The sequence below is a fragment of the Romboutsia sp. 1001285H_161024_C4 genome, assembly GCF_015550185.1.
Taxonomy (GTDB): domain Bacteria; phylum Bacillota; class Clostridia; order Peptostreptococcales; family Peptostreptococcaceae; genus Romboutsia_C; species Romboutsia_C hominis.
Map to the genome: position 1 here is coordinate 190,850 of NZ_JADNAJ010000003.1, position 21,836 is coordinate 212,685.

General features: G+C 26.5%; 21 protein-coding genes and 1 riboswitch. Of the genes, 4 read left to right on the top strand and 17 right to left on the bottom strand.

Going from position 1 to position 21,836, the window contains the following annotated elements; genetic code table 11:
• Positions 1 to 25: 25 nt before the first annotated feature.
• From clpB to I1959_RS07570, 4 genes are all read right to left on the bottom strand, one after another.
• Positions 26 to 2,623 carry an ATP-dependent chaperone ClpB gene (gene clpB / locus I1959_RS07555; RefSeq protein WP_195237754.1) on the bottom strand — a complete coding sequence of 866 codons (2,598 nt, stop codon included), beginning with the start codon at positions 2,621 to 2,623 and terminating at the stop codon, positions 26 to 28.
• A 229-nt stretch (positions 2,624 to 2,852) separates the two neighbouring features.
• Positions 2,853 to 3,281 carry a hypothetical protein gene (locus tag I1959_RS07560; RefSeq protein ID WP_092925796.1) on the bottom strand — a complete coding sequence of 143 codons (429 nt, stop codon included), beginning with the start codon at positions 3,279 to 3,281 and terminating at the stop codon, positions 2,853 to 2,855.
• A gap of 152 nt (positions 3,282 to 3,433) precedes the next feature.
• The gene (locus I1959_RS07565; protein WP_195237762.1) at positions 3,434 to 4,099 is read right to left on the bottom strand and encodes a Bax inhibitor-1/YccA family protein; all 666 of its coding nucleotides are present in this window, start codon (positions 4,097 to 4,099) and stop codon (positions 3,434 to 3,436) included.
• 89 nt (positions 4,100 to 4,188) lie between these two features.
• Entirely contained in the window at positions 4,189 to 4,776 is a 588-nt protein-coding gene (locus I1959_RS07570; RefSeq protein ID WP_166505407.1) for a hypothetical protein, read from the bottom strand.
• A 174-nt stretch (positions 4,777 to 4,950) separates the two neighbouring features.
• Here I1959_RS07570 and ytaF point away from each other — a divergent pair, with 174 nt between their 5' ends.
• On the top strand, positions 4,951 to 5,568 hold the full coding sequence (gene ytaF / locus I1959_RS07575; protein WP_092925790.1) for a sporulation membrane protein YtaF: 618 nt from the start codon (positions 4,951 to 4,953) through the stop codon (positions 5,566 to 5,568).
• A 38-nt stretch (positions 5,569 to 5,606) separates the two neighbouring features.
• On the opposite strand, the gene I1959_RS07580 is transcribed toward ytaF, so the two are convergent.
• The 8 genes from I1959_RS07580 to I1959_RS07615 form a co-directional block, all read right to left on the bottom strand.
• Entirely contained in the window at positions 5,607 to 7,232 is a 1,626-nt protein-coding gene (locus tag I1959_RS07580) for a Na/Pi cotransporter family protein (RefSeq protein ID WP_195237764.1), read from the bottom strand.
• 240 nt (positions 7,233 to 7,472) lie between these two features.
• Positions 7,473 to 8,003, bottom strand: coding sequence for a hypothetical protein (locus I1959_RS07585; RefSeq protein ID WP_092925786.1), 531 nt, complete (start codon positions 8,001 to 8,003; stop codon positions 7,473 to 7,475).
• 305 nt (positions 8,004 to 8,308) lie between these two features.
• Complete coding sequence (locus I1959_RS07590) at positions 8,309 to 8,722, bottom strand: membrane lipoprotein lipid attachment site-containing protein (RefSeq protein ID WP_166505408.1); 414 nt, start codon at positions 8,720 to 8,722, stop codon at positions 8,309 to 8,311.
• A 193-nt stretch (positions 8,723 to 8,915) separates the two neighbouring features.
• Positions 8,916 to 9,218: a DUF898 family protein gene (locus I1959_RS07595; RefSeq protein WP_092925782.1), complete on the bottom strand. Its 303-nt coding sequence runs from the start codon at positions 9,216 to 9,218 to the stop codon at positions 8,916 to 8,918.
• 119 nt (positions 9,219 to 9,337) lie between these two features.
• A complete protein-coding gene (locus tag I1959_RS07600) occupies positions 9,338 to 9,883 on the bottom strand; it encodes a hypothetical protein (RefSeq protein WP_092925780.1) in 546 nt (181 codons plus the stop codon).
• 337 nt (positions 9,884 to 10,220) lie between these two features.
• Positions 10,221 to 10,853: an ABC-2 transporter permease gene (locus I1959_RS07605; RefSeq protein ID WP_166505409.1), complete on the bottom strand. Its 633-nt coding sequence runs from the start codon at positions 10,851 to 10,853 to the stop codon at positions 10,221 to 10,223.
• 1 nt (position 10,854) lies between these two features.
• Positions 10,855 to 11,709: an ABC transporter ATP-binding protein gene (locus I1959_RS07610; protein ID WP_195237766.1), complete on the bottom strand. Its 855-nt coding sequence runs from the start codon at positions 11,707 to 11,709 to the stop codon at positions 10,855 to 10,857.
• Between the two features lie 11 nt (positions 11,710 to 11,720).
• Positions 11,721 to 12,095, bottom strand: coding sequence for a GntR family transcriptional regulator (locus tag I1959_RS07615; RefSeq protein WP_092925776.1), 375 nt, complete (start codon positions 12,093 to 12,095; stop codon positions 11,721 to 11,723).
• A gap of 303 nt (positions 12,096 to 12,398) precedes the next feature.
• On the opposite strand from I1959_RS07615, the gene I1959_RS07620 reads away from it, so the two are divergent.
• Positions 12,399 to 13,745, top strand: coding sequence for an MATE family efflux transporter (locus I1959_RS07620; protein ID WP_195237768.1), 1,347 nt, complete (start codon positions 12,399 to 12,401; stop codon positions 13,743 to 13,745).
• A 56-nt stretch (positions 13,746 to 13,801) separates the two neighbouring features.
• Here I1959_RS07620 and I1959_RS07625 read toward each other — a convergent pair whose 3' ends face one another.
• From I1959_RS07625 to I1959_RS07635, 3 genes are all read right to left on the bottom strand, one after another.
• Complete coding sequence (locus tag I1959_RS07625; RefSeq protein ID WP_092925772.1) at positions 13,802 to 14,494, bottom strand: radical SAM protein; 693 nt, start codon at positions 14,492 to 14,494, stop codon at positions 13,802 to 13,804.
• Positions 14,495 to 14,601: 107 nt separating this feature from the next.
• Positions 14,602 to 15,165 (bottom strand): ECF transporter S component, encoded by a 564-nt coding sequence (locus tag I1959_RS07630; RefSeq protein ID WP_092925770.1) that lies wholly within the window; start codon positions 15,163 to 15,165, stop codon positions 14,602 to 14,604.
• A 1-nt stretch (position 15,166) separates the two neighbouring features.
• The gene (locus I1959_RS07635; protein WP_092925768.1) at positions 15,167 to 16,132 is read right to left on the bottom strand and encodes a nucleoside hydrolase; all 966 of its coding nucleotides are present in this window, start codon (positions 16,130 to 16,132) and stop codon (positions 15,167 to 15,169) included.
• A 98-nt stretch (positions 16,133 to 16,230) separates the two neighbouring features.
• A riboswitch (PreQ1 riboswitch) is annotated at positions 16,231 to 16,274 on the bottom strand.
• A 288-nt stretch (positions 16,275 to 16,562) separates the two neighbouring features.
• On the opposite strand from I1959_RS07635, the gene nhaA reads away from it, so the two are divergent.
• A complete protein-coding gene (nhaA, locus tag I1959_RS07640; RefSeq protein WP_243240017.1) occupies positions 16,563 to 17,762 on the top strand; it encodes a Na+/H+ antiporter NhaA in 1,200 nt (399 codons plus the stop codon).
• Between the two features lie 46 nt (positions 17,763 to 17,808).
• On the opposite strand, the gene I1959_RS07645 is transcribed toward nhaA, so the two are convergent.
• Positions 17,809 to 18,606 carry an HAD family hydrolase gene (locus I1959_RS07645; protein WP_092925766.1) on the bottom strand — a complete coding sequence of 266 codons (798 nt, stop codon included), beginning with the start codon at positions 18,604 to 18,606 and terminating at the stop codon, positions 17,809 to 17,811.
• 223 nt (positions 18,607 to 18,829) lie between these two features.
• Positions 18,830 to 19,516 (bottom strand): ferric reductase-like transmembrane domain-containing protein, encoded by a 687-nt coding sequence (locus I1959_RS07650; RefSeq protein ID WP_092925764.1) that lies wholly within the window; start codon positions 19,514 to 19,516, stop codon positions 18,830 to 18,832.
• Positions 19,517 to 19,863: 347 nt separating this feature from the next.
• On the opposite strand from I1959_RS07650, the gene I1959_RS07655 reads away from it, so the two are divergent.
• On the top strand, positions 19,864 to 21,783 hold the full coding sequence (locus I1959_RS07655) for an OPT family oligopeptide transporter (protein WP_195237770.1): 1,920 nt from the start codon (positions 19,864 to 19,866) through the stop codon (positions 21,781 to 21,783).
• The last annotated feature ends 53 nt before the right edge of the window (positions 21,784 to 21,836 follow it).

The window sequence follows — 21,836 nt, forward strand, 5'->3', positions numbered from 1 at the left end:
TTTTTGCGGTTTCAATTTTATTTAACTAGTTTTTAGTATATACCTCTATATTTTCTCCATCGGCATCTATAACTACAGTACATCCGCTATAAACTTCTCCAGAGATTATTTTTCTAGCTATTTTTGTTTCTAATGTATTTGATATATATCTCTTAAGTGGTCTAGCACCATATACTGGATCGTACCCTTCTTTTGCCATAACTTCTTTAGCACCATCAGTTATTTTTATATCTATATTTTTTTCACTAAGTCTTTTTCTTAATGCATCTACAAATATATCTATTATTTTTTTGATTCCTTCTAAACTAAGTGGCTTAAACATTATTATATCATCAACTCTATTTAAGAATTCTGGCTTAAATCTATGTTTCATTTCATTCATAACCATATCTTTTGTAAATTCATCTATGTTTTCACCAGCTTCTAATAGATGATGACTACCTATGTTTGATGTCATTATTATAAGTGTATTTTTAAAGTCTACTGTTTTACCTTTATTATCAGTAAGTCTACCATCATCTAATATCTGAAGGAATATATTAAATACATCTTCATGTGCTTTTTCTATTTCATCAAATAGTATTACAGAGTATGGGTGTCTTCTAACAGCTTCTGTTAATTGACCTCCTTCTTCATATCCTACATAACCTGGAGGAGGTCCTATAAGTCTAGATACTGCATGTTTTTCCATGTACTCACTCATATCTATTCTTATAATGTTGTCTTCACTATCAAATAAGTTGTTAGCTAAAGTTTTAGCAAGCTCTGTTTTACCAACTCCTGTTGGCCCTAAGAATATGAATGAACCTATTGGTTTTTTCTCATCTTTAAGTCCTGCACGAGCTCTTATTACTGCATTAGATACTGCTGTTACTGCTTCATCTTGTCCTATAACTCTTTTGTGAAGATCATCTTCTAACTTAAGAAGCTTTTCTCTTTCACCTTCTACTAATTTAGTTACAGGTATGCCAGTCCATTTAGCTACTATTTGAGATATTTCATTTTCTGTTACTTCTTCTTTTAATAATGCATTTTCATAACTTGATGCCATTTTTTCTTCATGATTTTGTATTTGTTCTTCTAACTTTGGTATTATACCATATTTTAATTCTGCTGCTTTGTTAAAGTCATATTCTCTTTCATATCTTTCAACATCGCCTTTAGCCTTATCTAATTCCTCTTTTAAATTTCTTATATCAAGTATTTGTTTTTTCTCATTTTCATATTTAGCAGTCATTTCATCATTCTTAGATTTTAACTCTGCTAACTCTTTTCCTAGATTTTCTAATCTATTTTTACTTTTTTCATCATTTTCCTTAAGAAGTGCTTCTTTTTCAGTTTCAAGCGTAAATATTCTTCTTCTTACAGTGTCTAGTTCTGTTGGTAAAGAATCTATCTCACTTCTAATCATAGCACCAGCTTCATCTATTAAGTCTATTGCTTTATCAGGAAGGTATCTATCTTGTATATATCTATCTGATAATTTAGCAGCAGCTACTATTGCGTTATCATGTATTCTTATACCATGATGTATTTCAAATCTTTCTTTAAGCCCACGAAGTATAGATATAGTATCTGATACACTTGGTTCCTCTGCTATAACTGGTTGGAAACGTCTTTCAAGTGCTTTATCTTTTTCTATATATTGTCTATATTCATCAAATGTAGTAGCACCTATACAATTAAGTTCTCCACGAGCTAACATTGGTTTTATTAGGTTACCAGCATCCATTGCTCCATCAGTTTTACCAGCACCTACTATTGTGTGTATCTCATCTATAAATAGTATTATTTTTCCTTCTGAAGATTGAACTTCTTTAAGTACTGCTTTTAATCTTTCTTCAAATTCCCCTCTATATTTTGCACCTGCTATTAATGAACCCATATCTAGTGCATAAATAACTTTATCCTTAAGTCCTTCTGGTACATCTCCACGAACTATTCTTTCTGCTAATCCTTCAACTATTGCAGTTTTACCAACACCAGGTTCACCTATAAGTACTGGATTATTTTTAGTTCTTCTTGATAATATTCTTATAACTCTTCTTATTTCTTCGTCACGACCTATAACTGGATCTAATTTATTTTTCTTAGCTAAATCTACTAAATTAGTTCCATATCTAGTTAGTGCTTCATAAGTGCCTTCAGGATCTTGAGTTTCTACTCTTTGACTTCCACGAACTTGTGATAGTACTTCTAAGAAATTACTTTTATTTATATTGTATTGTCTTAATACTTTTCCTACTGGTGTATTACCTTCCATATCTATCATAGCAAGCATTACATGTTCTACACTTATATAAGAATCTTTAAATTCTTTAGATATTTCTTCTGCTTTTATTAAAATTTCATTTATTCTTCTTGTAGCTGTAACACCTTGTGAACTTATACCTTCTCCATGAATTTGAGGTAATTTGCTCAGTTCCATATCTATACTATTTTTTACTGAATCTACTGATACACCCATTTTTTCTAATATATTAGGTATAAGTCCATCCTCTTGATTGACTAATGCACTTAATAAGTGTATAACATCTATTTGTTGATTATGGTTTTTAACACCTATATTATAAGCTTCATTTAAAGCTTTTTGTACCCTTACAGTCATTCTTTCTATATCCATATGTATCCCTCCACTATCATAATATATATTATTTTCAGTAAAATCTTAATTATTTATTTTATTTAGAATTTTCTTATTAGCACTCTATTGAGTTGAGTGCTAATGATTTATTAACTACAATATACTCCTATAAAAATACTTTGTCAATAGTTTTTTATCTTATTTGTCAATATAAAATATATAAAAGTAAAAGCACCTATTACAATTCATTGGAATAGGTGCTTTTACTTTAGCTTTTCATATTATATTCTTGTAATTTTTTAATGTTTTCTAATTCCTTTATAAAATCATTAGCCTGAATATAATCTATATATAAAAGACAAGAAACCTCTTTTGTTTTTTCACTTATTCTAGTAGTTATTCTAATATGATCCTCTAATTTCTTTGTGTAAAATTTGTATATTAAATCAAGGTGTACTCTATCTCCGTTTAATATTATATCTATACTTTCCTTAGGAATTTCCACATCTACATTTTTTTGAGTACAACCCTTAGATATATTATTATATTTAGTATATTTATAAGAATATCCCTTATAATCAAATCTATTGCTTTCCTTTATTCTATTTAATATATACTCTCCCTCTTCCTCTTTTAGAAAGTCTTCTTCTTCAAAGAAATAATATTTAGCGAAATAGTCTAATTTATATTTTCCCATAGTTTCCTCCTGAGTTATATAATAATAGTATTCCTATATTTAATAATTATATGAAGGTTATTTAGAATTAAATTATTGCAAATATATAAGGATTTAAGGATAAATAAAAAGACTAGATTATACTAATTAGTATAATCTAGTCTTTTTATTTATTAATCTTTGAATTCATATATTAAATTTAATAAATCTAGTAAGATATTTACAAAGTCTAGATAAAGATTTAATACATGTATAGATAAATCATTCTTACTTATTATGTTTCCTGATTCTATGTCATATTTTATTAGACTTATATCATATAATATATATCCTGAGAATATTAATATACCCAGAACACTATATAATATATTTAATGTCTGTGAACCTATAAATATATTTATTATACATAGAGGTAAAAGTGATATAAGACCTGCAAATAATATAGATCCTATACCTAGGTAATGCCCAGCTTTCTTTCTATAAGATATAAAGGCTAGTATACCAAATAATATACAAGTTCCAAGTAAAGCATTAATTACTATAGATGTTCCTAAACTTTGTAAGTAAAAAGATAATAGTGGATATAAAAGTATACCATCTATAAATGTAAATAAGTAAACATAGTTCATAGAAAAACTTCTAGGTATTATACTTTTCTTAGATAATATTGCCATTATAAGTAAACCTATTATTAAAAATGGTAATATTAAATTTGCTACTTGAACAACACTTATAGGAATAAAAGCTTGCCCAAATGCAAACCCTATAAACATAAATAGTATAGATATTGCTAGATATTTAAAAATATCAGCCATTGGGTTTGTAATTTCTTTATGCATTTTTATCATCTCCATATATTATAAAAAACTATATATGTATTATACCATATATTGTTAAATTTATATTATATGAAATAATTTGTATCAAATTAGTTGATTATATTACTTATGCTATCAGAAATTTTATTTACTTTATCATTCGCTACATTTGTTAGGTTTTCTTTAGTATTTTCTATTTTAGATTTTATAGAGTTAATATCACTTTGTAATTCTTTTTCTTTATCTAAATAATTACTTAAATTAATATCTTTTATAAAATCATCTAAATTTTCAGATAAATTATTTTTGTATTTACCTATCAAAGTTTTTAATTTGTCATCTCCTATGTTAGCAAGTTCATCAATTGATGTAAGTTTATTTTCTATGTCTCTTAATTTCATATCATCTAAACTCAATATTTTGTTAGTATAATTAGATATCTTCTTTTGATCTAGATTAGTATTATTTGACTTATCTATAGAAACCTTATCTTCAATTTCTTCTACAGAGTCTTTATATTTGTTTTTTATTTCAGATAGCATATTATCTATCTCTTTTATTGATTCGTCTGATTTTTCTTCAACATTAGATACTGCCTTTTCTTGATCTTTTTGTATATCATTTTTATCGCAAGCCACAATACCTAATGACATTAATGATATTATAATTAATGATATTATTTTTTTATTGCACTTCATTTATATAACTCCTCTTAATATTTTAGTATTTATATTTTACCACTAAAATCTAACTATTTACAACCTTATTTAATTTAATCAAAATAAATTATACATTTATAATATTTTATAGTTAACAAAATACGAATTAATTAATATCTTAATATTAGTTAAATATTTTGGGGGTGTCATCCAATGCTACAATCTCTTCTCTTGGTGCTATCACTTTCATTAGATACATTTGTAGCTAGTGTTGCTTATGGTACAAATAAAATTAAAATTCCTTTTAAATCGGCATCTATAATAACATTAGTATCTACAATTACTTTAGGTATTTCTTTATTTTTGGGATCTTTGTTTAAAGATTTACTATCAGCCAATATAGCATCCTTATTAAGCTTTTTATTGTTATTAGGGCTTGGCATATTTAGATTATTTGAATGTATAATTAAAAGCTATATAGATAAAATATATAATAATCAAGCTCCTCTAACATTTAAATTATTTGATTTTAAGTTTGTACTTGAAATTTATGCGGATGAAACTAAAGCAGATTATGATAAATCTAAAATGCTTACACCTAAAGAAGCTTTTTATCTTGCAATAGCTCTTTCTTTAGATAGTTTAGCAGTTGGATTTGGAAGCAGTTTAGGATATATTAATTATGCAGAAGTTTTATTATTATCTTTAATTATTGGATTTTTATCTTTACTATTTGGTTGTATAGTAGGTTGTCATATTAATAAGATTAGCCATATTAATTTGTCTTGGTTATCAGGAGTAATGCTTATAGCTCTTGCATTTATAAGATAAAAAAAGAGTTATCTCATACTTGAGATAACTCTTTTGACTTATGCTACTTTATTACTGTTTGCTTTTATAACTTGTTGAGCTATATTTACTGAATGGTCAGATATTCTCTCTAAATTACTTACTATATCTAAATAAACAACTCCATTATCTATTGTGCATACACTCTCATCTAATCTTTTCATATGATTTTGACGACATACTTTTTCCATTATATCAACTTGTTCTTCCATTTTGACAACTCTTAATGCTAAATCCACATTATTAGATTCTAAAGATTCAAGTGCATAAGTATATGTGGTTAATACTTTGTTGTATATTTCAGTTAACTCACCTTTACATTCATCAGATAATTTTAATTCTTTAGTTAATATTATTTCTGATAATTCAGCTATATTTTCAGCATGATCTCCTATTCTTTCTATATCATTTACAGTATTGAATAGATAGTCAACACCTTCTCTTGAATCATCATTTAAAGTTGTTTTAGATAGCTTTAGTAAGAAACTTAGTATAGCTTTTTGTAATTCATTTATCTTTATTTCTTCATTAAATGCCTTTTTTATTTTAGTATCTGACATTTCAAGCACACCTTCCATTGAACAAATCAGAGCTTTCTTAGCTTTTTCACCCATTCTTAAAGTCTCTTTAATAGTATTTGATAAAGCTATAGATGGTGTTTCTAATATTCTTTCATCTAAGAATTTAACAGTTTTTCTCTCTTCTATTTCATCTTCTTTCTCTGGAACTAACTTCATAGTAAGTTTTACTATTAACTTAGAAAAAGGTAATAGTAGTATAACGTTAGTTATATTAAATAAAGTATGTGCATTAGCTATTTGTCTACTCACATCATTTGGATCTAAGTGTGTAACTACCATTGTTATTGGCTTACTTAGTAATAACATAAATACCAATGTCCCTATTACATTAAATGTTAAATGCATTGTAGCAGCTCTTTTAGCGTTCTTACTAGCACCTATACTTGATATTAATGAAGTAACGCAAGTCCCGATATTTTCACCATATAATATTGGTAAAGCAGATGATAATGGTAATATTCCTTCAGATGCAAGTGCAAGTAACATACCCATTGAAGCACTAGAACTTTGAACTATTGCAGTTATACCAAATCCAAGAAGTATACCAAGTATCGGATTATGTCCAAATGATACTAATGCATTAGTAAATCCTGAAAACTCTTTTAAAGGTGCAACAGCTTCCTTCATAAAATCCATACCTGTAAATAATATACCAAATCCTATAAATATTTCAGCTATTGTTTTAACCTTTGGCTTAGAACTAAATAAGTAAAGTATTATACCTACGCCTAATGCCATTGGCGCTAACCCAACTAAATCTAGTGATACTAATTGAGCAGTTATAGTTGTTCCTATATTGGCTCCCATTATTACACCTATTGCTTGAGGTAGTGTCATTATACCCGCATTAACAAATCCAACTACCATAACTGTCGTAGCACTTGAACTTTGTATTATAGCTGTAACTAAAGCTCCAACTATAACCCCCATTAGTACATTACTAGTTAGAAGTTCAACTATCTTTTTTAGTTTTTCTCCTGCTGACTTTTGAAGGCCATCAGCCATCAAATTCATACCGTATAGAAAAAGACCTAGTCCCCCCATCAGGTTTATTGCTATTTCCACTATATTTCTTCCTCCTTAAAACTTTAATGTTTTTAAAATTAAATAATTTTATTCTTTTATTATTACAAACTTATTCTATCAAAAAAATTGTCATAATGTGTTAAGCAAATGTTAATTTATTGCACTTAATGTTAAATCTATGTTAAATAAAAGTTGATTAAATCCTATTATGTTAAGTTTTTTAAATTTAAGTTAAAAATAATATATGTAATGTAAATAAAAAAACCCATTAAATGGGTTTTATTTTCTAAAGTCTTTTAAGTTATTTTCTATGCTTAAATTTTTTAATATTGATGTTAATAATATTTGTCTAGTTTCTATTGATTTACCAAACTCTTCAAAGCTTTTCATACAATCTAACTGATAAGTTTCTATTATGCCTTTTTCTAATTCTTCTAAATGTTTTACGATATACTCCTTTATATCTTCTTTGCTTTTTAACCTATCTATTTCTTCGCCTCTTAAAACATGCTTAAATATTTCAAATCCCTCACCTTTTGATCCCCATATAAATATTCTAAATGTTATTAATGCCATTTCACAATATATACCTGCACTTATAGAATTCATATGATTTATATCTTCATACAAATGTTGATTAAAATCAAAGAAGTTACTAGATGCTATTTCATAAGTTTTTTGAGGTTCAAATTCGATATTACTTTCAGCTATGTTTTTGTCTAAACTTTCATAGCCACTACTTTTTATAAGAACATCACATAATGGTGATGTATGTATTGATAATTTGTCTTTTGATAAAAATTGTTTCATAGTTTTGCTCCTTAATTTAAAATATATGTTTATTATAACTATGAGTCTATTTTTAAACAATAGTTATTGTAGAAAATATCTATAATAATTAGATTTACTAGTATTTATGGCAACAGATGAACAGCATATAATTGTTTATCTGTAAACTTAGTTTTTATAGTAATTACTACTATATTAAAATGAATATAAAAAAGATGTGTAAAATAATTATATTTTGCACATCTTTTTAGTATTAATATTATTATATAAAAAGTTTCATATTGATTTATTTTCTAAGAATTAATTTAAAGCCATACTTTACATAGCTACTTAGCCCAGTAGTAAACATCGCCATTTTTACTTACTGCATATATATTATCGTCTTTTGTCCCTACAGTAAGCTTATTATTTTTGATTTTTTCTTTTATATCTTTTTCATTAAACCATTTAGTTTCTATAAACTTATCATCTAGTACACTTTTTTTATCTACCTTTTCTAATGTTTGTATAAATTTATCTGTTTCATCTTTTGGTATTATAAATCTTCCATTTGCTTTATTGGAATCTAAGTTATGAACTTCTTGTATATTGGTAGCATTAGTTGGGATATTTTCAGGAATCCAACCTCTTTCTATTATATCTTTAGCATCTTTATAGCTATTAAACTTATGGATTTTTATATCCATACTACATCCTGTCAATATAGTTGCCAACATTAAAAATACTATTATTTTCTTCATTCTCAATTTCCTCCATGTCCGTTTCATTTAATATTATAAACATATTATATATACTATATCTTAAAAAATAATAAACCCAACATTAAATAAATCTTAAATTATTTAAATAGTATCCAAAAATACAAAAAGACCATCTTAAAATAAGTCTAGCTAATAACAAAACTTACTGTAAGACGGTCTTATATAACTTTTATTAATCTTTAAATACAGTATTTTCAGTTTTCCATTGTAATAATTTTATATATAACCAAAAACCATATATACCAAGAGTTATTATAGTTAATACTAGCCATTTTATATAGTTAAAAAATAAGCTAGATCCAGTACCTTTAAATTCGAGCCTTCTTCCTTCTATTACCGTATTTTCGGCTTCCCATCTATATTTTATGCACATAGCCCACGGTGTGGCTAATCCTAACGTAAAAGCAGTTATTAACCAAGCTAATATATTAACTCCAATAAGTCCTAGTAATCCACCTTCAAATCTTGATTCCATATGTTTCCCTCCTATTATGTATATATATTAATATATATGCATAATAAAGTATATAAACTGCAACTTAATTAAATCTTAAATAAACCTTAAAACTTTATAAAAATTTATGGTATAGTGAATTATTCTTTTATTATAAATCTTTCTATAAAATTAACAATTACTTTTTCTAAGTCTCCACTATCTTCTACTTCTATTATCCTAGGTGTAGCTAATTCACCTCCATGTTCAAAGTTTACGCTTGATATTACGATTTCTTTGTCTTCATAGTCAAAGTCAAGTGTTAAACCTACTAGGTTATTTAAATCTAGTCTAAAGTCCCCAATGTCTCTTATATTATAATCCTCATACTCATCATCACCATAACTTCTTAAATTATATATCTTTCCATCTAAAAATTCTACCTTATCTAAATCTTCATTAGTCTTACCTATAGCAAAATGGAGTGCATACTCTTCTCCTAACAATAAATTAGCATAATCACTTGCATCATTTATATCTTCATAATCTTCATCAAAAGTTATTACATCCATATAGTCTCTATCTATCAAACATACTCTTGATACATAATCTGGATAATCATATAATAATTCATCACAATTATCCTTATAATAATTTATAAAATTTTCTAATCTAAACTCTTCTGGTTTTATTCTTATAGCTTGCATATTTATGTCCTTTCTATACTAATTCGTCAAATCTTTGTTATGCTAAAAATCAAATTTAATTTAAAATATGTTTGTATATTTTTAATACTTATATAATATATCATACTATTAATTCACTTTGAATATATGTTTTTTTATATGCTCCTTTTTTCTTATTAATCTCAACTATATCTTTCAATAATATAAGAGAATTTGAATAATGGAGCGTTTCTACAAATAATGAATTAATATATACAGTCAACTAAAATATGAAAAAAACTATAATTGTAGTAAATATAATAATATAAAAAGAGCCCTTATTTAGAAATTTAATACAGGCTCTTTTTATTAATTCAAATTATTTGAACTCTTTTTTATCATATATCTTTATGGATATTATCATAGATATTAAAATAGTTAAAATACTTATAATTATTGATACTATTAAAGGATTTATATTATTTATATAGTCTATTATATTTTTTAGCTGTTTTGAAGGATTTTGAAGTATATCTACAATTGGCATTGAACAAAATATTGTAGCTAAAGTTATAGCCATAGTTATGAATTTTCCCTTTATTGCACCATATTTAATCATTGTTGGAATTAACATACTAATAATTAATGTAGATGATAATATTACTGTAGTTAATAGTAAATCTAAATTTATATCAACTTCTATTATATGGTATATAACACTTACTATAAGCATTGATGATATCATTGTTATAATACCAATTACATATCTCGATATAACGTACTCACTTCTTTTTACAGGAATTACTCCTATCAAATTATCTATACCACTTACATCTTCATAAGACATAAGCTGTGGTACACCAACAATTGTAATCATTGAAGATAAAGCACCTATAAATGAAGGATTGATTGCTGATACAAATAACCACATTATAATTATTATACCAACTTGCTTAAGTATTGCTTTAAAATTTATTAAACTCATTTTAGTAAGATTCATTATATTATTCATATTAATACCCCCTAGTATAATACATTAGTATATCTTCTAAATTAACTTTGTCATAAACAACTTCTTCCCCAAATATTTCGTATGCATGTTTTACATTTGATGTTAATCCTTCAAATCCAAATGAATTTTCATTAAATGCTACTAATGCTCTTTTAGTTTCATTGTCTAATAAATTTTTCCCACCTCTTATCATACTATGTCTTTCTAATATGCTATCTTTATCTCCGCTTAGTATTATTTTCCCATCATATATAAATACTAAATAGTCTGAGACTTTATCTAAATCAGATGTTATATGAGTAGAATAAAATACAGTAGCTTCTTCTTTTTCTATATGTTCTTGAAGTATATCTAAAAATTCATTTCTGACTAAAGGGTCTAAATTTGCTGTTGGTTCATCCATTATTATAAGTTTTGGATGATGAGACAGCGCCATTGTTAATTCAAACTTTTTCTGTTGTCCCTTTGAAAGTTTCTTATATATTTTATTTTCATCTAATTTAAATTTTTGTATATATCTTCTATACAATGATTCATCCCAATTCTTATAAAAAAAAGATACTGACTTTTTTATATCCTTAAGTTTAGATTCATTTAAGTAACCAGGAACATCACCAATATAACCTATTAATTCTTTTGTATTTATATCATTTTTTTTATATTCTTTTCCAAATATTTTTATACTACCACTATCTTTAAATATCATATTCATAATTAATTTTATTGTGGTAGTTTTTCCTGATCCATTTGGACCTATAAACCCTGTTATATATCCCTTTTTTATATCTAAATTATCTATACATAAATTAAATGTATCTAAATTTTTCTTCAAATTTCTAATCTCTATTGCATTCATAATATACCTCCTTATATTTCTTCATATATACTTTTAAATATTTCTAGTCCTTCTTCTAATGTTATACCTACTGATTTTACTTGCCTTATAATATCCTCTAATTTATTTTCTATTTCATATAAAGCTATTTCTCTTAATCGATCTGTATTTTTTGTTGATACAAAAGTTCCTCGCCCTGTAACAGTCTCTATAAATCCTTCTTTCTCAAGTTCTTCATAGGCTCTTTTTATGGTTATTATGCTAACCTTTAATTCTTTTGCGAAATTTCTTATAGATGGGAGACCTTCCCCTGGCTTTAATGTTGAGTCTAATATCTGATTTTGTATCTGGCTTTTTATTTGTTCATACAAGGGTATTGTTGATGTATTACTTATATTTATATTCAATTTTACACCTCTCTTCCTTACTTAATATTTAGTGTATATAAAATGTATATATTATATATATACACTTTATGTACACTTCATGTCAACCTATTTTCAAAATTAATTAAAAAAATATATACTTAATGATTTTTATTTAAATGTAAGTTTTATAGAATTGTTCTGTAACAATAAATTAAATACTATTGTAATATAATAAAAATATAGTATCATTTTTAATAACTTTTTTATAATCTATTGTATATGGTTTTAAATAATGTTAGTATATGCTGATGGATATGTCTTACATAAAAGGGGGGAATGTTTATGACTAAAGATATGACTACTGGTAATCCAGTAAAATTAATTTTATATTTTTCTATACCATTACTTATAGGAAATATTTTTCAACAATTCTATAGTATGGTAGATACAATAATTGTTGGAAGATTTTTAGGTGTTAAAGCTCTAGCAGCTGTTGGATCAACAAGTTCTATGATTTTTTTAATAATAGGATTTATATTAGGCCTTGCATCTGGTTTTTCCGTATTAGTTTCACAAAGGTTTGGAGCAAATGATGAAGAAGGTGTTAAAAAAGCCGTAGGTAGTGCAATTGTACTGTCTGTAATTATGACTATTATAATTACTATTTTAAGTATATTTTTTACTAAACCACTTTTAAATTTAATGAAAACTCCACATGATATAATAGATGAAGCTTATTCATATATAATAATTATATACGGAGGTATATTTGTTACATTTTTCTATAATATAATTGCAAGTATACTTCGTGCACTTGGAGATAGTAAAACTCCTTTATATTTCTTAATTGTTGCATCCATTTTAAATATAATACTAGATTTGATGTTTATAGTTAAATTCTCTATGGGAGTTAAAGGAGCTGCTTATGCTACTGTTATTTCCCAAGGAGTTTCAGGTATACTATGCTTAATTTATACTGCTAAAAAATTTCCTATATTAAGACTTGAAAAAAGACATTTTAGCTTCAACTTAGACTTTTATAAGAAACACTTAAATATAGGAATCCCAATGGCTCTTCAATTTTCAATAACTGCTGTCGGAGCAGTAATACTTCAGGGTGCTGTTAATTCATTTGGATCAACTATTGTTGCTGCATATACTGCTGCTTCTAGGGTTGAACAACTTGTTATGCAGCCAAGTGTAACATTTGGTGTTACTATGGCAACTTATTGTGCTCAAAATCTTGGTGCTAATAATATCGAACGAATTAAAGAGGGAGTTAAAAAGTGTACATTAATAAATATAGCTATTGGTGTTATTGGTGGAATTATACTTATGACACTTGGTGAATATTTTGTTAAGCTATTTGTATCAAATTCAGATGCAAATGTAATATCATACGCTACTAAATATCTAACTACAGTTTCTTTCTTCTTTATACCTCTTAGCTTAATATTTATATACAGAAATGCACTTCAGGGTATGGGATATACTTTCGTGCCTATGATGGCTGGTGTTTACGAATTACTTGCCAGAACTATTGTTGCATTTACATTACCTTTAGCTATTGGTTATACTGGTATTTGTTTAGCAGGTCCTATGGCTTGGCTTGCAGCATCTATACCGTTATTTATTGACTATCATAAAAAAGTTAATAGTATAAATTCTTCAGAGTGTTACTCATCATAAAAATTATAAGACAAATCTACATTTAAAAAGCTAGCTTAAAAATTTAAGCTAGCTTTTTATTCTCCTACTCCAAAATCAGTATTATTATATAATACTTCTATATTAGGATTTTTATCTAGTAAGTCTTTATATTTATCTACAAACCAATTAACTATCTCATCATCTCTTTTAATATCTGATGTATTATTTACAAAAACATTTATAGTAGCATGATCAAAATTATTTAAAACTATATCCATATCTTTATCTATCATTTCTTTTGTCTGACCTTTTATACCTACCATCATGCATGGAGAATCAAAATAAGTTTTAAGTTCTTCTACACTTTTAAATTTAGCATTTTTATTTAGAAAATTATTTCTAAAGTCATAATCAAAACTTTCTACACCTATTTTAAAAGTTATAGGTATTTCAAAATATTCTCTCATATCTTGTATTTTATTTTTATATGACCAATGACTTTCTAAAAATAGTTTTTCAATATTTTTGTCTTTTATTATATCTTTTATTTTATCAAGTGTAGCTTTCGGAAGTTCAAAACAACTTCCTGAGTTTATAACTTCTAAAACTTTGTATTTTCCTGTTATATTTTCAAGTACTTTAAAATTTAATTTATTTATTTCCTCTTCTGATTTTGAGTTATCTAATATATAATCACAGAAACTACATTTTCCCCATACGCATGGAAAACTTTTAAGTAGTACTATTTCTCTTTGATTTTTATTAGTTATTTCACTATATCTGTCCATTTTTTCTCCTTTATAATAAATTAGGTATTATACATAATATAATACCTAATTTGATATATTCCAATCTATGTTTAATTTAAATTTATAAAAATTAGTTATTATGAATTTTATCTATTTAATAATATTTGTGATTTTACATTTCTAGGAAGTGCATTAACACAACCCCCTATTAATAGTACTGCCACAAATTTATCAGCATAATCTGTAAATATTTGTGTTATAAATACACTTAATACATCTGGAACTCCAATTACACTTAGTACTTGAACAATATATGATGAACCCGATGATGTTATACCTCCAAATAAAAATGCACTTATCATGGCACTTATTATAGATGTTGGTAATGTGAATATAAACACTCCAAGAGGAGTTTTTATACCTTTTAAGAATCCTTTTTTATACATCAAACCAGCTAAATACCCTGTACTTATTTGAACAGGAGCAAAGTATATTGAATATATATCAAAAGTCATTCCACTTACTAAGCTTCCACATAGACCTGTTATTACGGCATATTTAGGTCCAAGTAAACAGGCTATAAATATTGTTCCTATAGAGTCCATATATATAGGAAGTCTTAAAGAATAGGCTATAAATGCTCCTACTACATTTAAAGCTATTCCAAAGCTTATTAAAGTTAAGTTTCTAACGTTTAATTTCTTTTCCATATTATATCACTCCTTTTATAGAGTCTATAATATTACCTTTATCCTTAAATATATTTTTTATAAACATCTTCATAAAAGCTTTTGCATCTACTTCTGTCAGTATATGTGCATTATGTTTCTTTTTATAAAAATCATATGCATCTACTATAGTTTGACCTATGGCTTTTCCTTCTTCTACTATTTCAACGTAAGAATCAAATCCGTTGCATAGATTTCTGTCTATAAAATATGCGACTGCTAATGGATCATTTATTACACAACCTATTATGCCTTCTTGATTCCAATGAAAATCTATATAAAATCTAGTTATTTCTGTTATATATTTAGATACATCTTTATCTAGTTTGTTTATAAATTCAATAATATTTGGTGTTAATACTATTTTTCTAGTTACATCAAGTCCTATCATATGAATTTTTTTAGGTAAGTTTTTATAAACATATTCAGCAGCATGTGGATCTACCCAATAATTAAATTCTGCTACTGGTGAACAGTTCCCATGACTTTTGTAAGTTCCTCCCATGGAAACAAACTCATCTAAGTTATCGAAGGCTTTCTTATCTTTAATTAATGCTTTAGCTATATTGGTAAGCGGACCTAATGCTATAATAGATACGTCTTTATTTCTATTTAAAGTATCTATTATAAAGTCTACTCCACCATGTAAAATTTTAGCATCAACTTCTTCATAAAAATTTTCTCCTATACCATCTTCTCCATGAGTATCTTGTGCTGTTATAAGTTCTTTTTTTAAAGGTAGCTCTTCTCCTATATATACAGGTACATCTAGCGAAGAACACATTTGAAGTGCTTTTAGAGCATTTTTTGCTCCTAAGTTTGCAGGTACATTTCCACTACATACGGTAATCCCTAATACTTCTAATTCTGGTGAATTTAATGCTAGAAGTATTGCTAATGAATCGTCAATTCCTGGATCACAATCAATTATTACTTTTCTTTTTTTCATTTTAATCTCCTCCATAAACATTTAATGGAGAACTATACGCTTTTATTTAGTGCATTAAAAAAGCGTATCTAGGATACGTCTATATACTGCCACTATATAAATCCCTAGTTTTTTATACTTGGAGTTCTCGAACAAGTCCTAGATAACTTTAAACTATCTAGTATTTTTAATATTTATACGGTTTATTATAGTTTTCTGTCTAGTCTTTTGTCTAGTCTTTTTGACTTATCCATGACTAACTGACAAATTTAATTTTACAATAAATAGTTGTATAATTCAACATAAATAAAATTTAATTTTTTATATTTTAGGTTTATATTATTCATGATAATATTGATAACTTAATAATATTATAGACTCATATTTATGTATCACTATTCATAGATTTATTATATGCTTGTTTAAAAATTTAAAGTTAGTTGGTGATATATTGAGATTATTAAGAACCTATAAAAAGTCTTTAAAATTAGAAGTACTAACAAGTTTACTTTTAATTTTAGCTACTATGTGTGCTCTTTTTATGTACAATACTCCTTTAAGAAGTATTTATGAGTTTATATTTAAAGATATTTGTATAGTAAATAATTTTTCATTTCATATATTTGTAAATGATTTTTTAATGGCTATTTTTTTTCTAGTAGCAGGTCTTGAGATAAAACACGAAATACTTTATGGAAATTTATCCTCTTTTAAAAAGGCATCTTTTCCAGTTATAGCTTCTATCGGCGGTGTTATTGTTCCCGCAGCTATATTTATATATTTAAATAAAAACACTGCTTTTTTAAGTGGATTTTGTATACCTATATCTACAGACATAGCCTTTGCAGTAGGTATATTTTTACTATTTTCTAAAAAACTTAATCCATCACTTAAAGTATTTTTACTTTCCCTAGCAGTCGTGGATGATTTGATTTCTATACTAGCTATAGGTGTAGTTTACTCATTGGATATAAATTTAATCTATTTATCTATAGCACTTTCAATTGTACTTTTGCTTATTATAGCAAATAAAGTATTTAATATTTACAGCATATATTATTACCTTGTATCTGGTTTGTTTTTGTGGTATTTCATTTATTTAAGTGGAGTTCACTGTACAATAAGTGGGATATTATTAGCTCTCACAATTCCTTCACGTAATAATAATGGATACAATACCTTAGAACGACTTCAAAGGATTTTAGTTCCTTTTAATAGTTTATTTATAATACCACTTTTCGCATTTGCTAATACAGGTATTTCTATTACTTCCAGTATAGGTACTTCTGATACGAATTCTTTAGTCTATGGTATAATTTTAGGACTTTGTTTAGGGAAACCTTTAGGAATAGTGCTTTTTAGTTTTATTGGTTGTACTTTTAGAATTTCTGAAAAGCCTTCTAGTATAAGTTGGTTGTCTGTATTTTTGGTATCATTAATTGCAGGTGTTGGTTTTACAATGTCTATCTTTGTATCTGAAGTTGCATTTATAAATAATATGATTTTAATTGATATTTCAAAAAGAGCTATATTGATATCTTCTTGTATATCCATATTATCTAGTATAGCTGTAATAAGCTTTTTTGATATTAGATTTAAACTTATGCTTAAAAACAAAAGCTCCTTAGTAAATAAATATTACATATCATAATAAAAGGTGTTATCTCTATTATTTGCTGAGATAACACCTTTTTTATTTACAATTTAGCCTTTTCATTAACTAAAGCCACTTCTTTTATGGCTTCAACTACTCCGTTGTCATCATTAGATTTAGCTATGAATCTTGCATTAGACTTCACTTTATCTTTAGCATTCTCCATTGCAAAACTATAATATGCAGATGCCATCATTTCTAAATCATTCATATTATCGCCAAATACCATAGTTTCATCATATTTTATATTAAATTTATTTTTAATTATTTCTATTCCATTTTTCTTATTTCCACCATATCTACATATATCAATAGAAAATCTCCCAGATATAGTTACCATAAACTCATTATTTAAAATTTTAAGTTTCTCGCGATTTTTATTAATATCACTTGGTTTTCCAAAAACCGTAACTTTTATAATATTATCCTTTATTTTCATAATATCTTTAGTATATTTTATATTAAGCCCCCATAGAATCCCTATGAACTTAGCAACTTTACTTTCGCTGTATATAATATCTTTTCCACAATAAAGTGTATTGTGCTTAAAAAATTTTCTTACAACTATTGCTATATTTTTTAACTTATCTTTTTGTATATAGTTCTCAAAAATAACTTTACCTTTATATTCTATATAGTTTCCATTGTTTGCTGCAAATACAATATCTTCATCTATATCTTTAAATACTTTCTTTAGAGAAAATATATCTCTTCCACTTATCGCTGTAAATATTATATTATCTTCTTTTAATTGTTTTAATATCGTATAAAATTCGTTGTTTATCTTTTTCTTTGAATTTAATAAGGTTCCATCCATATCAGATGCAATTAATTTTATCATCTGTACCTCCTAAAATTTCTAATCCTTATAATTTAACATAAAATCTACCTATGTATAAATCATATACCCCTATTAACTTTTTTAAAACTAAAAATACTTCCTAGTAAACATACTAGAAAGTATTATAATACATATTTTTTTGAACTTTTTAATAATCTATCTAATAATAACTTATAAAAAATACTTAACATCTATTATTACTTTAATTTTATTTGAAAAGTATCTATTTTTTTAATAAAATTTTATTATTTTTTAAGGCCTTTATCAATTTCAATACAAAGTATCCAATAAATAATATACTATATATACTTAATTTTAATATATCAACTTTATCATCATTTAAAATTGAAAGTACTATATGTACATAAACTAATACATAAAATGGATAAGCCCATCTTTGTAACTTTTTCCACTCTAAATACTGCATTTTAACTCTTACTTTTTTGAGAGACGTTATAAACAATGGAATCATTATTATAAATGCTATTAAACCAACAATTAAATATATAATATAAAGTGTAGTTATAGGCTTATAATTAAGTAATTTCACTATAAAACGTACTAAATACATTATACAATGAGGAAATATTAGTATAGATCCTAAAATCGCAGCCTCTGCTCTTATTCCTAACAATTTTTTCGTTATTTTCCACCTTGGGTTAAGTGCTCCTGCAAACATTACTAATATAAAAAATGCTATTGAAAAATTCCCCTTCATAGATGCTTTTTCAAATTCACCTATAAATCCTTGTAATTTTATATCTGAGGTTAATCTAAATATTTCATAAATTACTGTTGATGTGGCTATTATTGAAGCTATTAAATAAAATAACCTCGAATGTTTTCTTATGCTAGATGTAAAAATTAGCGCTAAAGCCACTATAAAAATTAATGAATAAACTAATCGCATATTAATTCTCCTTTTCATTTCATATTGATAATCATTATTATATTTTAGCATTAATACCTTGTCAATAATTTTAATTAGAATTCTTATAAAATAGCATGTGGAAAAATTTAGGAATCATCAAATTGTAAAATTTCTTTAGGTTTTAACTACTTAAATTTAATCTATATAGTTTTAATTTTATTCATATAAATTTTCTAAATGTATATACTCTACTATAGATATCTTTTCCTAATCCCAACCTTACTTATGATAAAAGTATTGCATAACATATTTATAAATTTATATGAATTATAAAAAATTAATATTAAAATGAGTTATTAATGTATGGCTCAAAAGGGGGAATATTTATGGATAATCAAAACAATTTTAAGCCATTTATTCCTGCTAATAAAATAGTTCCTGAGTTTACTGTTACATCAATAGTTCTTGGGGGCTTATTAGCTGTAATATTTGGTGCTGCAAATGCTTATCTAGGTCTTAGAGTTGGTATGACAGTTAGTGCATCAATCCCTGCTGCTGTTATATCAATGGGAGTTTTAAGGGTTATATTGAAAAGAGATTCTATACTAGAAAATAATATAGTGCAAACAATAGGTTCAGCTGGAGAATCTTTGGCCGCTGGTGCTATATTTACATTACCTGCTATGTTTATATGGATGAAAGATTGGGGACTTGGAAGTCCAAGCTTAATTAAAATTGCAATCATAGCTTTATGTGGTGGTATACTTGGAGTATTATTTATGATACCTCTAAGAAAAGCACTTATTGTAAAAGAACATGGTGTATTACCTTATCCAGAAGGTACTGCTTGTGCAGAAGTTTTACTTGCTGGAGAAGAAGGTGGATCTAAAGCATCTATAGTATTTGCTGGTCTTGGTATAGCTGGTTTATACAAATTTATAGGTGATGGTTTAAAACTATTCCCAACAGAAATTGAATGGGAAATACCTGGGTATCATAATGGAGCCTTTGGTATAGACGTATTACCTGCATTACTTGGAGTTGGATATATATGTGGATTTAAGATATCTGGATATATGTTTGCTGGTGCTATAGTTGGTTGGATAGCATTAATTCCACTAATATCATTATTTGGTGCCAATATGACACTTTATCCTGCTACAGTTCCTATAACTGAACTAGGATTTTGGGATATATGGGATAATTACATAAGATATATTGGTGCAGGAGCTGTTGCTTGTGGAGGTATTATTAGTTTAATAAAATCACTGCCTCTTATAATAGATACATTTAGAAAAGCTATGAAGGATTATTCTAATTTAGATAAATCTGAAAGTTCACTTAGAACTGATCAAGATATGTCTATGAAGGTTGTTTTATTTGGATCTTTATTAGTAGTTATAGCCATATGGCTAGTTCCTTCTATTCCAGTTAATTTAGTTGGAGCACTTTTAGTTGCTGTATTTGGTTTCTTCTTTGCAACAGTATCTTCAAGACTTATTGGTATAGTTGGAAGTAGTAATAACCCAGTTTCTGGTATGGCTATTGCTACACTTTTAATAAGTACTATAGTATTAAAATCAACAGGACTTGTTGGCCAAGATGGTATGATGGGTGCTATAGCTATAGGTTCTGTAATATGTATTATAGCTGCAATTGCTGGAGATGCTTCTCAGGACTTAAAAACAGGTTATATTGTTGGTGCAACTCCTAAGAAACAACAATATGGAGAGCTTATAGGTGTATTAATTTCTGCTATAACTATAGGTGCAGTATTATACTTACTAAATGCAGCTTGGGGATTTGGTTCAAAAGAAATACCAGCACCACAAGCTACTCTTATGAAACTAGTTGTTGAAGGTGTTATGGAGGGAAATCTTCCTTGGACTTTAATATTTGCTGGTGCAGGAATAGCTGTTGCTGTTGAAATAATAGGAATACCTGTACTACCATTTGCAGTTGGACTATATCTTCCAATACATTTAAGTGCTGGCGTAATGGTTGGTGGTATTATTAGATTATTCTTTGAAAAGAGAAAGAAAGTATCTGAAGATGATAGAAAAGAACAAATTGATAGAGGTATATTATATACTTCAGGTCTAATAGCAGGTGAAGGTCTAATTGGGGTATTACTTGCTATATTTGCAATAATAAATGTTGGAGAATCAACACTTGCTGATACTATAAACCTTTCTACTTCTGTTAATTTAGGTCAAATAGGTTCTATTATAGCATTTATCATACTAATAATTACACTATTTAAGTTTACTATCTCCTATAAAGATAAAAGGAGTAAAACATCATAGAATATAAAAAATCTATAAACATATACTTAAGTAGGAGAAATTTTCTCCTACTT

Excerpts from the sequence above, each read along its gene's own strand:
- clpB (WP_195237754.1), bottom strand. The coding sequence starts at position 2,623 with ATGGATATAGAAAGAATGACTGTAAGGGTACAAAAAGCTTTAAATGAA.
- I1959_RS07560 (WP_092925796.1), bottom strand. The coding sequence starts at position 3,281 with ATGGGAAAATATAAATTAGACTATTTCGCTAAATATTATTTCTTTGAA.
- I1959_RS07565 (WP_195237762.1), bottom strand. The coding sequence starts at position 4,099 with ATGCATAAAGAAATTACAAACCCAATGGCTGATATTTTTAAATATCTA.
- I1959_RS07570 (WP_166505407.1), bottom strand. The coding sequence starts at position 4,776 with ATGAAGTGCAATAAAAAAATAATATCATTAATTATAATATCATTAATG.
- ytaF (WP_092925790.1), top strand. The coding sequence starts at position 4,951 with ATGCTACAATCTCTTCTCTTGGTGCTATCACTTTCATTAGATACATTT.
- I1959_RS07585 (WP_092925786.1), bottom strand. The coding sequence starts at position 8,003 with ATGAAACAATTTTTATCAAAAGACAAATTATCAATACATACATCACCA.
- I1959_RS07590 (WP_166505408.1), bottom strand. The coding sequence starts at position 8,722 with ATGAAGAAAATAATAGTATTTTTAATGTTGGCAACTATATTGACAGGA.
- I1959_RS07595 (WP_092925782.1), bottom strand. The coding sequence starts at position 9,218 with ATGGAATCAAGATTTGAAGGTGGATTACTAGGACTTATTGGAGTTAAT.
- I1959_RS07600 (WP_092925780.1), bottom strand. The coding sequence starts at position 9,883 with ATGCAAGCTATAAGAATAAAACCAGAAGAGTTTAGATTAGAAAATTTT.
- I1959_RS07605 (WP_166505409.1), bottom strand. The coding sequence starts at position 10,853 with ATGAATAATATAATGAATCTTACTAAAATGAGTTTAATAAATTTTAAA.
- I1959_RS07610 (WP_195237766.1), bottom strand. The coding sequence starts at position 11,709 with ATGAATGCAATAGAGATTAGAAATTTGAAGAAAAATTTAGATACATTT.
- I1959_RS07620 (WP_195237768.1), top strand. The coding sequence starts at position 12,399 with ATGACTAAAGATATGACTACTGGTAATCCAGTAAAATTAATTTTATAT.
- I1959_RS07625 (WP_092925772.1), bottom strand. The coding sequence starts at position 14,494 with ATGGACAGATATAGTGAAATAACTAATAAAAATCAAAGAGAAATAGTA.
- I1959_RS07630 (WP_092925770.1), bottom strand. The coding sequence starts at position 15,165 with ATGGAAAAGAAATTAAACGTTAGAAACTTAACTTTAATAAGCTTTGGA.
- I1959_RS07635 (WP_092925768.1), bottom strand. The coding sequence starts at position 16,132 with ATGAAAAAAAGAAAAGTAATAATTGATTGTGATCCAGGAATTGACGAT.
- I1959_RS07645 (WP_092925766.1), bottom strand. The coding sequence starts at position 18,606 with ATGATAAAATTAATTGCATCTGATATGGATGGAACCTTATTAAATTCA.
- I1959_RS07650 (WP_092925764.1), bottom strand. The coding sequence starts at position 19,516 with ATGCGATTAGTTTATTCATTAATTTTTATAGTGGCTTTAGCGCTAATT.
- I1959_RS07655 (WP_195237770.1), top strand. The coding sequence starts at position 19,864 with ATGGATAATCAAAACAATTTTAAGCCATTTATTCCTGCTAATAAAATA.